We start from the raw sequence: 12406 nt of genomic DNA on the forward strand, positions 1-12406 counted from the left end.
GCGGGGCGGGGTGCTCGGTGCTGGTCTGGTGCGCGCGCGGGTTCTTCGTGGTGCGAGGTTGCACGCTCGGTGCGAGCTTGTTTCCTCGCACCGGGTGGTCAACTTCGCACCGTGCCGTCACCGGGTGCAACGATGCGCCGGCGGCGCTCGCCGCGGGCGGACAATGGTGGGATGACGACCACTGATCTGACGCGACCCGGAGAGGTCCTCGTGGCCTCGGCAGCGGACGTCGAGCAGGTCGTCCACCGTGCCACGAACCAGTACGCCTCGGGCGTGGTCGCGGACACCGCCGGGTGGGCGGACGGCGATCGTCGGCGGATCGAGGACCTCGGGTTCCGCGGCGGAGACTCCCGGGGCGAGGCGCTCCGGACCCTCGACCTGACCATCGCCGACGACGGCACCCCGACGCGCATGCTCGACGCCCCCGCGATGGCCGCACTGAACAGCCACCACGCGCGGTTCGCCGAGCGGCGCGGCGACGTCGTCCGCTACCAGACGGACGTGTCGGTGTGGACGGGGATCCCCGCACAGCCGACCGCGCAGGACTGGGAGGACGTCCGGGCGCTGCTCGGGTCGGGCGGGATGCTCGGCGTCGGTGCGGCTGCCGTCCTGCCCGAGGGGTGGGACCTCGTCGAGGGTGCCGGCGGCGTGCAGCTGACCGGTGAGGCGATCGAGGGTGCGCCGGACGACGAAGCCGTCGTGCTGACGCCCGACGACGTGCCGGAGATGACCGCCCTGGTCGAGCGGACGAAGCCCGGGCCGTTCCTGCCGCGGACAATCGAGCTCGGCACGTACCTGGGCATCCGGCGGGACGGACGGCTCGTCGCGATGGCGGGGGAGCGCCTGCACCCGCCGGGGTGGACCGAGATCAGCGCGGTGTGCACGGACGACGCGTACCGGGGGCAGGGGTTCGGGCGCCGGTTGGTGCTCGCCGTCGCGCACGGGATCCGGGAGCGGGGCGAGACCCCGCTGATGCACGCGGCCGCCGGGAACACCGGTGCGATCGGGCTCTACCAGCACCTCGGCTTCCGGTTGCGGGACCGTGGGGCGCCGCGGTTCGTGCGGGTGCCGTGAGCTGCGTTCCGGTCTGACGGGTCAGAACGCGGCGAGGGCACCCTGGAGCATGTCGTGGCCCTGGGCTTCGAAGCCCTCGTCGCCGACCGCGTAGGCCCAGGTCGCCGTCCCCACTGCTTCGCGGAGTTGGAGCCAGCGCCACGCGTCCGGAGTGCGCGGATCGTCGCCGTACCCGTCGAAGAACGCCGCTTCGAGCCTGGGATCGTGCTGCCAGTGCAGCACCGCGAGGCGGGTGAGGTCGAAGGACGCGGGGCGCCAGCCGAACCGGCCGAAGTCGATGACGCGCAGTCGGCCGCCGTCGACGATCCAGTTGCGCGGGTGGAAGTCGCCGTGGGTCGGGACGAGGGACTGCGTCGAGGTGTCGTTCGGGAGCGCGCGCAGTGCCGCTCGTGCGCGGGCGACCACGTCGTCGGGGATCCGGTGCGGTGCGTCGAGGGCGGCCAGTGCCTTCGCCTGCTCATGCTGCAGGAACGTCGGGTCCTGGCGGGTGTCCTGGTCGTGCAGTCGTCGGAGCAGTGATCCGGCCTGACGGTGGACGTCTGGATCGTGCTCGTCCGGGGTCCCGAGGGCGAGGTGCCCGGGGACGCGTTCGAGCACGAGGACGCGGTGCTCCTCGTTCGCCGCGACGAGGGCACCGGTGTCCCCGCTCGCTCGGAGCGCGGCGGTGGCGGTGCGGTGCGCTTCGAGCTCGCGGGGGAAGTGCGTGTTGGTCGGGCCGGAGGCCTTCACGGTGAAGCCGTCGTCGCCAGCGCGGATGTGCAGGACCCTGGTGTCGAGGAGCCCCCACGAGTCATCGGCCACGACGACGGCATCGTGGAGCGTCTCCTGCACGAACGCGATCTGGTCGTCATCGAGTCCGGTGTCCCCCCAGTGCATGGCGGCACGTTACCGTCCTGCTCCGACAGCTCGGGAGGCTGCAGCCCGCGTCCGGTGTCCGGATCGCGCGGATCGTTGCAGTACCCGTGAAGATCACCGTTCCGAGTCCGGCGCCGTGGGGGCGCGGAACCCCGGTGTTTCTGGGCCGGTCTTATCGGTTCCATCATGCAACTATCGACCCCCCGATGTGGGGGAGCATGCGTGAGCGAAGCTCCGTAACGTGCTGTGTGGCTGCACAGCACCGTCGCAGGGACTGGTGAGCTGCAGCAGCCGCAAGAGGGGTTTCTTGAGCGTGTTCGCTGCGTCGTGGTCCGGTCGTGTTCGTGGAGTGATGCTGGCGGTGGTGGCGTTGGTCGCCCTGCTGGGTTCGTTGTTGGTGGTGGTGTCGCAGCCGACATCGGCACAGGCTGTGGTGACCGGGACGGGCGGGCAGTACGTGCCGATGCCTTCGAACGCCCGCGTGCTGGAAGGTGCGACGTCGGCAGGGACGTTCCGCACGGTGAAGATCGCCGGAGCCGCCGGGCTCCCGTCGTCGGGGATCGGCGCCGTGACGATGATGGTCACGGTCGCTGACCCGAAGGGGTCGGGGCAGCTGCAGATGCGTGCCGACGATGCCGACACGACGACGCTGCTGATGATCTACAACTCCGGTGTCGGTGGGAACCGGTCGAACACCGGGCTGCTCGCGGTCGCGGACGACGGCACGATCCAGGTGCGGACCGAGACGGCGCAGTCGAAGGTCATCATCGACATCACCGGCTACTACACGTCGACGAAGAACGGTGTCTCGGCCGGTGGGTTCGTGGCGATGTCCCCGTCGCGCGTGCTCGACTCTCGTGGCGGGATCGGTGGCGCGCAGGGGCAGATCCCCGCGGGTTCGCAGCGCACGATCCAGGCGACGGGCTCGAACGGCATCCCCGAGGGTGCCGCGGCGGTCGCGGTGAACATCATCGTCATCAACCGATCGGGCAAGGCCGGCTACGTCCGTCCGACGCCCACCGGTGAGACCCGGAGCACCGGCGTCCTCAACTACAACTCGAATGAGGACCTCGAGACGGCGATGAACGCGCAGGTCGCGTTGAACGCCGACGGGAAGTTCAGCATCGACACCGCCGCGGAGGGCGGGAAGATCGACCTCGTCGTCGACATCCAGGGCTACTTCCTCAAGTCGAACCCGGGCGGTGGTTTCACCCCGTTGAACGGTCGCCTCATCGACACCCGCAAGACCGCGAGCATCGCTTCGGGTGCCTCGTTCACGGTGCAGGTCGGTGGCGTCCAGGGCGCCCCGACCGTTGAGGGCGGCTTGTCGGCTGCCGCGGTGACGTTCACTGCGGTCAACGACAGCGGTGCGGACTCGTACGCGAAGATGTGGGCCGATGGTGCGGCTGAGCCGACCTCGTCGGCGATCAGCAGTGACAAGACCTCGAAGGTGTCGAACACCGTGGTCGCTCCGGTGGGGGCGAACGGGAAGATCCGCATCAAGAACATGGGCAAGGGGGCGATGGACTACCTCGTGGACCTGCAGGGTGCGTACAACTCGCTGCCCGGCGGCCCGGGTGAGACGAACCGGACCGGCAAACGAACCTCGGCGACGACACTCCCGTTCCCGATCACGGACCAGACCAACGCGTCCGTCGACGTCGGCACCGGCAACTTGCTGGTCAGCACGACTGCGATGAGCCTGCCGGGAGTGACCGAGAACACCACGATCGGCGCCGCGTACAACTCGCGCAGCACCACCGTCGGTGACACCAACACGATGGACGCGAACCGGTGGCAGTACGCCCTCGCCGGCGCTGGGGACCTCACCGCGAACGCCGACGGTGTCATCTACACGGACGCCGTCGGGACGACGTGGCAGTTCCGTCCGTCCGGGGCGCAGGGCGCTTTCACCAGCCCGGCTGGTCTGCAGCAGACCCTGACCCGCGTCGACAACAGCACGACGCACGAGTACACGTTGAAGGGGTGGACGTCGAACTCGACGACGCACTTCAACCTCGCGGGTCAGCCCACCTCGATCGTGGACCGGAACAAGAACCAGATCAGCTTCAACTCCGACGAGCCGGGCTTCACCCTGAAGTCCCTCGTCTCGACCGCGGGTGTCACCGGGGCCCGGACGGCGAACTCGTCGTACGCCAACGGTGTGCAGACGTTCTCGCAGACCAGTGGCTCGAGCTCGCGGAGCGTGTCGTGGACGAAGAACAGCACCGGCGACATCACCACGTACACGGACGCGCTCGGCAAGAAGACCACGTTCGCGTACACCAGCGGAAACCTGACCTCGATCACGGCGCCCGAGGGTGGCGTGACGGCGTTCACGTACGACTCGTCCGACCGGGTCACGAAGGTCGAACAGCGCAACACCACTGCCGGCTCGCCGGGGACCGCTGTGACGCGATTCTCGTTCAAGGACGACACCACCACGCTGGTTGCTGACCCGCGGTCCGATCAGTCGGTCGCTGTGGCGGACACGAAGTACACCAACTACACCCTCGACGGGAACGATCTCGTCACGAACGTCGTCGACGCCGCGAAGCGGGAACAGTCCCGCTCCTACAAGTCCACGAACAACGGCGTCGAGAACTCGAGTGTCGGCGCGGGCGCAAGCGCATCGACGTCGAAGAACACCTACGGGGCGAACAACGAGCAGTCGCTGACGCAGTCGGAGTCCGGCGCGGGCACGAAGAACTCGGCGACGTACGGTTCCGGATCGGCTGCCTACCTGCCGTCAAAGGTCACCGACAGCTCGGGTAATGAGACCAACTACGGCTACGACGGCCCCGGCAACCGAACGTCGACCGCCACGGGCGGCTCCGGTCCGGAGGCGGCGAAGGCAGAGCTCGAGTACAACAAGAAGGGCACCGACCCGTATGCGTGGGGTGCGGTGAAGTCCGCGACGGCTCCCGGCGACGGTGATCGGAAGACGACGTATTCGTACGACACCCACGACCAGCTGCTCGCCATCACGGCGCCGGCCAACACGGTCGGGGAACAGAAGTACTCCTACGACGACTTCGGCCGTGTGAAGAACCACACCGACGGTGACGGCGGCGTCACGACGTACTCGTACGACAACGACGACCGGCTGCTGACGACTTCGTTCGATGACGGCACCGCAACGGTGACGAACACCTACGACGGGAACGGCAATCAGCTCACCGAGCAATCCGCGACCGGCACCATCACCAACACCTACGACCAGCGGAACCGGCTCACCTCGACCGTGAACACCGCCGGCGGTGGCACCGTGTCCTACGGCTACGACCTCGCCGGCAACACGGCCAAGGTCACCGACGCCCACGGCACCGTCACGCACGACTACGACGTCGCCAATGTCCTGACCCGCACCACCTACCCGACCGCGAACGGCGGTACGGCGAAGCAGGTCTACAAGAACGACGACCACGGCCGCCGCACCGACGCCTGGCTCGGCGCTGTCGAGAACACGGATCCGACCAAGGACCCGACGTCGTGGCAGGCGCACCAGACGATCACCTACGGCGTGTCCGACCACGTCACCGGTGTTCGCGCCGTGAACGCCGACGACCCGTCCAAGCCCGTCGTGAGCCTGACGTACTGCTACATCACCGGGATCGACGCCGGGGGCGACTGCTCGGCGACGAACAGTGCGAACGCCACGGACAAGATCCAGTGGGTCAAGGACAACATCACCCAGCAGACCACCACGTACACGTACGACTCGAACAGTCGCCTCACCAAGGCCGCGCAGGCCGGCGGTGCGACGAACATCACGTGGGCGTACACCTACGACGCGGCCGGGAACCGGCTCACCGCCAAGCGCGGCGGCGACGTCACCAGCTCGCAGACGCTGACCTACAACACCGTCGGGCAGATCACCTCTGACGGCTACGCGTACGACGGTGTCGGCAACTTGGTGAAGGCGCCCGGGCAGACGTTCACCTACAACGGGGCGCAGCAGATGACGTCCTCCACGAAGGACGGCGTCACCACCCGTTACGAGTACGCCGGCGGCAACATGAACAAGCTGCTCTCGCAGGCCACCGACGGGGGAACCGAGTACGACTACACGTATGGCACGTCCGACTCCAACGGTGTCCCCGTGATCACCAGCCGCACCATCGCGGGCACCGGGACTGCGTCGGTCATCAGCGACCCGGGGAACGGGCAGCCGCTGGACCTGCAGACCACCGACGGCACCACGAGCATGTGGGTCATCGACGGCAGCGGCAGCCCGGCCGCCGCGATCGCCGACACCGGGAAGACCGCGTACACCGTCTCCTACGACCCCTACGGCGTTGAAACCGTGACCGTTGGCGGCGACAGTGCGCAGTGGCAGCAGAACCCCTACGGGTTCAAGGTCGGGCTCCGCTCGAGCAACACCGACACCGGGCTCACCAAGTTCGGCTACCGTTGGCAGTCCAGCATCACTGGGGCATGGATCGAACGCGACACCCTCGATGCACCCCTCAGCTCAACGAACGCCAACCGCTACGCCTTTGCGGGTGCCGATCCGATCAACGGCAGTGATCCGACTGGCCTCTATAATTGGAGGCTGGCGGGAGCGGACTTCCTTCTTGCAACAGGCGTCGGAACGGGGATCGGGGCTGCGGTCGGTTGCATCGCCACCATCGCAATTGGGTGTGGGCCAGGTGCAGGACCGGGGGCTGCAATCGGCACTGCGTTGGGTGCAATATTCGGTGCCGGTTTCGTGCTCGGCGCGTCCCTTGCTGGAGGTTATAGTGAGTAAAAAACAATCCAACCCGAAACGCGATCGCATTGTCGCGATTTCGCCTGCTCTTGTGGGTGTCCTCGTTATTGGACTAATTGTCGGACTGCAACAGGTTGACATAGTGTTTGCGCTGATCATTCTTGGCGCTTTCGTAGTAGCCGTTTTGCCGCCCATCTTGGTTGTGCTCAAATTAACACCGGACGATTCGCAGTAGTTGGTGCGAGCGACCGCTCCATCGGTTGAGACCTCCACTACTGGTCCAGCGGTCGCCGGGTGAGGACGGTGCGACCATCGCCGAAGCGATCAAGGCTTGGGCTGTCCGGTAGCCGGTCGTTCACCGCACGGTCTGCGCGACCCCACTGGGGTGTGGAACGGACCGGAGGAGCTTCGTCTCGACTCCGGTCCGCACAGGAGCTGGTGCGACCCCTGCGCGCGACCGTAGCCCTAGGAACACGATGGCGCCGGCAACAGTCCGCGATCCGACGCGCCCGTGCCGAGCGCCACGGTCAGATCTACGCGAGGGCGCCAGCCGTCGCGGCTGCTCCCCCGATCGAACGGTGCAGTCGCGCGCGGAGCGTTTCACCCGTGTAGCGATCCTCCTCGATTCCTCCGACAACCGATCACTCGGCCGCGGTTGAACCCGCGATAGGGGTGTGAATCATCAACAGGACACGAAGTAAAAACGAACAGAAGTTAGTGGCTGGGGTGATGGGCGTAGCGGCCGTGATCATTGGAATTTACGCTGTGCTTTCTTTCGTAGAGGGTAGTTTATGGCGTGGCTCCCTAGCCGTAGTGAGTGCTGCTCTCCTCGGATATTTTGCGATAGGCTTAGCGTTCCCAAGTCGCACTAAGCATCGCTGATGGTTTGGGTGCTCACCGAGATATAGCGTTGCATAGCACCGGCAAATCAGCGACCCGGGCACGGGGCAGCCGCTGGACCTGCAGACCACCGACGGCACCACGAGCATGTGGGTCATCGACGGCACCGGCAACCCTGTCGCCGCGATCGCTGACACTGGCAAGACCGCGTACACCGTCTCGTACGACCCGTACGGCGTCGAAACCGTCACCGTCGGCGGCGACAGCGCGCAGTGGAAGCAGAACCCCTACGGGTTCAAGAGTGGTCTCCGCTCGTCCAGCACCGACAACGGGCTCACCAAGTTCGGGTACCGCTGGCAGTCCAGCGTCACGGGCGGGTGGATCGAACGTGACACTCTCGACGCGCCCCTCAGCCCGAGTAATGCCAACCGCTACGCGTTCGCGGGAGCTGACCCCATCAATAAGTCAGATTCCTCGGGTCGTAGCGTCGGGGGAGCGGCCGTCAATGCGGGTGTGGCGACAATCGCTGCCGTCGGGACCGCCGCAGTTTGCGCGTCAACCGCAGGAATCGGTTGCTTGGTGGGTGGAGTGGTCTTGGGTGGAGTGTTCGGAGGTTTTGGCGGTATCGCCCAGGAAGCAGTTGAAGGTGGAGATAACTATGGGCAGGCGGCACTCGAAGGAACGGTAAGCGGGGCTATTGGAGGCTTCGGCGGTGGCATCGCCGGCAAGCTGATCAAGTACCTGCCGCGTGGCTAGGAGGGCCGCGACATGTCGGGCTTTTGGATCACATGGACAGTCCTGCTGGTTATTGCAGTCGGCGCACTGGTGCTCGTTGGAGTGGGTGTCCAGCGAACAATTTCCACAGAAGGATGGCGCGACGGAAAGCTCCATCGCGGAGCCGGAGGGCGATGGTTCTGGAGTGGGATCATCGTCGCGTTGATCGACGGGGTGGCGCTGATCCTCCTTGTCCTGACGAACTAGGACGTGAGCGGCCTTTGACGGAGAAACCACGACATTCGGGCGTCGTGTCGGGGCAAGGGCGCATGGTCGATCAGGTGAAGGGGACTGGAAGGCCGCAATGTCTGCGAGCAAGTCCATCGTGAGCCCGATCATGCGGGTGAGTCGATTTCGCAAGAGTGGGGGGCCGATGGCAGCGCAGCCTGGTCGGAGCCCTCGCACTCAGCCCGAGTCGTGGATTCTCTAGGATCGACCCATGTCCACGACCATGCCCGGCTTCGGGACGGAGCGCATCACGCAGCTCGGCCTGCGCGACCGCGTCTACGACCGGGTGCTCGAGGTCCTGATGGGTCACGACGTCGAACCGGGCATGCGGCTGTCGATCGACGGCCTCGCTCGCTCGCTGGGGGTCTCGCCGACCCCGGTCCGCGAAGCCCTGGTGCAACTCGAACGCACCGGCCTCGTCACCCGTGAAGCGAACAAGGGGTACCGGGTCTCCCCGCCCCTGGCCGGCGACCAGCTCGAGGCCCTGTTCGACGCCCGGCTCATCGTCGAGAGCGGCGCCGTCGAACTCGCGGCCCGCGGCGACGTCGACGGCCTGCGCGAGCGGCTGGCGGCAGCGCTCGACGAGCAGGCGGCGGTGGCCGCCGAGGTCGCGTCCGTCGGTGCTGCGCACGCGCCGGAAGAGCTGATGGCCCGCTTCTTCCGCAGCGACTGGCAGTTCCACCAGCTGATCTTCGACGCGACACGGAACCCGTTCCTCGAGGAGATGTCCGAGATCATCACGACGCGCGTGCACCGCATGCGGCAGATCGTCGAGGGCGGCGGGGACGACACGGATCGTGCGGTCCAGGAACACCGGGCCATCCTGGAGGCGCTCGCTGCGGACCCGACGTCGGCCGTCGCCGCGATGCGGCTCCACATCGACGCCGTCCGGTTGCGTTCGCGCGCGGACGCGTCCCACACGAGCTGAGGCGGAGGGGTTGCGTTCCGGCGTCGTGCGAGTATCTTTCCTATAGGAAAGAGGTTCAAGGCTGAACCACCACGACATGCAAGGGAGCATTCCGTGACCACTCCACAGGACTGGGTCGACCAGGATTGGGACCCCACCACCTGGACGTCGGAGACCTGGCCGGTCGCCGCGTGCCTGCACGGGTTCGCGCAGGTCACCCGCGACGGGACGGCATTCCACGACGCCCCCGCCGAGGTGTGGGACGAGGTGTTCGGGCAGATCGAGGCCGTCGGCTTCTCGCTGGCCGAACTCGCTGACAGCCACATCCGGCCCGCTGACCTCGAAGCCTCGCGCCGCGACGAGCTGTTCGCCGTCGCGAAGTCGCACGGCATCGGGATCCCGTCGGTGCACCTGCAGCGCAAGAGCGTCATCCAGCCCGGGCACGAGGACGAGAACCTCGCTTACGCCCACCGCACGATCGACGCGGCGGCCGAGTGGGGCATGCAGGTGTTCTCGACCGGGCTGCACCAGCCGTTCACCGACGCCCAGAAGCGGGCGCTGTGGTTCTGGACGGCGCCGGGCCCGAAGGACCCCGACGACCCCGAGGTCTGGAACGCCGCGGTCAAGCGACTGCGGGAGCTCGGCGAGCACGCTGCGAGCGTCGGGCTGCCGATGGCGCTCGAGCTGTACGAGGACACGTACCTCGGCACTGCCGACAGCGCGGTCCGCCTGGTCGAGGAGATCGGGCTCGACAACGTCGGCCTGAACGCGGACGTAGCCAACCTCATCCGTCTGCACCGTCCGGTCGAGGACTGGCGGGAGCTGTTCGCGAAGACCATGCCGCACACGAACTACCTGCACGTGAAGAACTACACGCGTGACGAGGCCGGCGACGGCAGCTGGGCGACGAGTGCGCCGAGCACCATGGAGACGGGCCTCATCAACTACCGCCAGGTCCTGCGCGACGCCGTCGCCGACGGGTTCCGCGGGATCGTCATGACCGAGCAGTACGGCGGGGACAGCCTCGGCGTCTGCGCCACCAACCAGCAGTACATCCGATCCGTCCTCGCGACGACGAAGCTCGACGCGACGGCGACCCCGACTGCAGCAACCAGCACCGAAGGAGCAATCCGATGAGCACCCTCGACATCGCCGTCGTCGGGTCCGGCTACATGGGCGGCGGGATCGCCCAGGTCCTCGCCCTCGCCGGCCACACGGTCCGGATCGCCGACGTCTCGGCCGAGATCGCCCAGCAGAACCTGGAGCGGCTGCTCACCGAGACTGCGCAGTTCGTCGCCGACGGGCTGTTCCCCGAGGACGCCGTCGATCGGGTCCGCGCACACCTGAGCGCTGCCGAGTCGATCGAGGCCGCCGTCGCCGACGCGGACTTCATCGAGGAGGCCGTGCCCGAGAAGCTCGAGATCAAGCACGCGACGCTCCGCCGCATCAGCGAGGCCGCCCGCCCCGACGCCGTGATCGGCTCGAACACCTCGACGATCCTGATCGAGTCGCTGGCCGAGGCCGTCGTGGGCCCGGAGCGGTTCCTCGGCGTGCACTTCTCGAACCCGGCTCCGTTCATCCCCGGCGTCGAGCTCATCCCGCACCCGACCACCAACGAGCACGCGATCGAGGTCGGCGAGACCGTCGTCGCCGCGACCGGCAAGCAGTCGGCACGGGTGAAGGACTCGACCGGGTTCGTCCTGAACCGCCTGCAGTACGCGCTGTTCGAGGAGGCCACGAAGATCGCCGACGAGGGCATCGCGAGCCCCGACGACATCGACACCATCGTGCGGACCACGTTCGGGTTCCGCCTGCCGTTCTTCGGCCCGTTCGCGATCGCCGACATGGCAGGGCTCGACGTCTACGCCTTCTGCTTCGAGTCGCTGCAGACCCGCTGGCCCGAGCGCTTCGCCACCCCGCCGTCGCTGCAGCAGCACGTCGACGCAGGTGAGCTCGGCACGAAGTCGGGCGCCGGGTACCTCGAGGTGCCGGCCGACCGCACGCCCGAGCTCGTCGCCTACCGGAACAAGGCGTACGTCGCGATGCAGAAGCTCCTCGACGAGCTCGGCCCGGCACCGATCCACTGAGCCCGGAGCACGAACCATGAGCACGCAGAACCCCCAGACCGAACAGACCCGCACCGTCGTCCTCACCGGGGCCGCCTCACCGCGGGGCATCGGCCGCGCCACCGCCCACCACCTGGCCGAGGCCGGATGGGACGTCGGGATCGTCGACCTCGACCAGACGGCGAGCGAGCAGGTCGCCGCCGAGATCCGCGAACAGCACGGCGTGCGGGCCGTCGGTGTCGGTGCGAACGTCGCCGACGAGTCCGCCGTCCGTGCGGCCTTCGACACGATCGAGGCCGAACTCCGGCCGATCACCGCGCTCGTGAACCTGGCCGGGGTCTCCTCCGCGCACGCCTACCTCGACCTGCCCGAGGGGGAGTGGCACCGTGTGCTGTCGATCAACCTCGACGGCGTGCACTTCGCCAGCCTGCGGGCGGCGGAGTCGATGGTGCGGTCCGGCTACGGGCGCATCGTGAACCTGTCGTCGGTTTCCGCCCAGCGCGGCGGCGGCACCTTCAGCAAGACCCCGTACACGGTGGCGAAGGCCGGCGTGATCGGCCTCACCCGTGGTCTGGCACGCGAGCTCGGCCCACGCGGCGTCACGGTCAACGCGATCGCCCCCGGTCCGATCGACACCGACATCATGGGCGGCACCCTGTCCGAGGAGCGGAAGGCCGAGATGGCCGCCGACGGCGTGCTGCCGCGCATCGGCACCCCGCGGGACATCGCTGCCGCCATCGCGTACCTGATCAGCGAGGACGCCGGGTTCGTCACGGGCCAGACGCTCAACGTCGACGGCGGCCTGTACATGCACTAGGGCCAGCCGCCCACGGAACGCGCGCCGACCGGGCGACGCGATCCGTGCCTCCCGTCCGACAGGCCGACAGGCCGACAGGCCGACCAGCCGACAGGCCCGACCGCCGGACGCCAGAACGACCGCACCGTGCTCGC

8 protein-coding genes are annotated in these 12406 nt (G+C 67.7%); 7 read left to right on the top strand and 1 reads right to left on the bottom strand.

Translation table 11 applies throughout. The annotated features are described in order from the left end of the window. Positions 1 to 171: 171 nt before the first annotated feature. Positions 172 to 1074, top strand: a complete 903-nt coding sequence (locus MXD64_RS00155) for a GNAT family N-acetyltransferase (protein ID WP_194589895.1) — start codon at positions 172 to 174, stop codon at positions 1072 to 1074. Positions 1075 to 1095: 21 nt separating this feature from the next. Here the strand turns inward: MXD64_RS00155 and MXD64_RS00160 are convergent, their stop codons facing one another. Further along, complete coding sequence (locus MXD64_RS00160; RefSeq protein ID WP_056072670.1) at positions 1096 to 1950, bottom strand: aminoglycoside phosphotransferase family protein; 855 nt, start codon at positions 1948 to 1950, stop codon at positions 1096 to 1098. A 499-nt stretch (positions 1951 to 2449) separates the two neighbouring features. Between MXD64_RS00160 and MXD64_RS00165 the strand changes: the two genes are divergently transcribed. From MXD64_RS00165 to MXD64_RS00190, 6 genes are all read left to right on the top strand, one after another. Then, complete coding sequence (locus MXD64_RS00165) at positions 2450 to 6679, top strand: RHS repeat-associated core domain-containing protein (RefSeq protein ID WP_162243028.1); 4230 nt, start codon at positions 2450 to 2452, stop codon at positions 6677 to 6679. Positions 6680 to 7627: 948 nt separating this feature from the next. After that, positions 7628 to 8236 (top strand): RHS repeat-associated core domain-containing protein, encoded by a 609-nt coding sequence (locus MXD64_RS00170; RefSeq protein ID WP_031260109.1) that lies wholly within the window; start codon positions 7628 to 7630, stop codon positions 8234 to 8236. 457 nt (positions 8237 to 8693) lie between these two features. Next, a complete protein-coding gene (locus MXD64_RS00175) occupies positions 8694 to 9410 on the top strand; it encodes a GntR family transcriptional regulator (protein WP_017887786.1) in 717 nt (238 codons plus the stop codon). Between the two features lie 93 nt (positions 9411 to 9503). Then, positions 9504 to 10526 (top strand): sugar phosphate isomerase/epimerase family protein, encoded by a 1023-nt coding sequence (locus MXD64_RS00180; RefSeq protein ID WP_017887785.1) that lies wholly within the window; start codon positions 9504 to 9506, stop codon positions 10524 to 10526. Beyond that, on the top strand, positions 10523 to 11476 hold the full coding sequence (locus MXD64_RS00185; protein ID WP_017887784.1) for a 3-hydroxyacyl-CoA dehydrogenase family protein: 954 nt from the start codon (positions 10523 to 10525) through the stop codon (positions 11474 to 11476). Before MXD64_RS00180 ends, MXD64_RS00185 begins: the two co-directional genes overlap by 4 nt. 16 nt (positions 11477 to 11492) lie before the next feature. Then, entirely contained in the window at positions 11493 to 12272 is a 780-nt protein-coding gene (locus MXD64_RS00190) for an SDR family NAD(P)-dependent oxidoreductase (protein WP_017887783.1), read from the top strand. Positions 12273 to 12406 lie beyond the last annotated feature (134 nt).

The organism is Curtobacterium sp. Arg-1 (assembly GCF_025643395.1).
GTDB lineage: Bacteria > Actinomycetota > Actinomycetes > Actinomycetales > Microbacteriaceae > Curtobacterium > Curtobacterium poinsettiae.

What these genes read in the sequence shown, in the direction of transcription:
- MXD64_RS00155 (WP_194589895.1), top strand. Translation starts at nt 172, where the DNA reads ATGACGACCACTGATCTGACGCGACCCGGAGAGGTCCTCGTGGCCTCG.
- MXD64_RS00160 (WP_056072670.1), bottom strand. Translation starts at nt 1,950, where the DNA reads ATGCACTGGGGGGACACCGGACTCGATGACGACCAGATCGCGTTCGTG.
- MXD64_RS00170 (WP_031260109.1), top strand. Translation starts at nt 7,628, where the DNA reads ATGTGGGTCATCGACGGCACCGGCAACCCTGTCGCCGCGATCGCTGAC.
- MXD64_RS00175 (WP_017887786.1), top strand. Translation starts at nt 8,694, where the DNA reads ATGTCCACGACCATGCCCGGCTTCGGGACGGAGCGCATCACGCAGCTC.
- MXD64_RS00185 (WP_017887784.1), top strand. Translation starts at nt 10,523, where the DNA reads ATGAGCACCCTCGACATCGCCGTCGTCGGGTCCGGCTACATGGGCGGC.
- MXD64_RS00190 (WP_017887783.1), top strand. Translation starts at nt 11,493, where the DNA reads ATGAGCACGCAGAACCCCCAGACCGAACAGACCCGCACCGTCGTCCTC.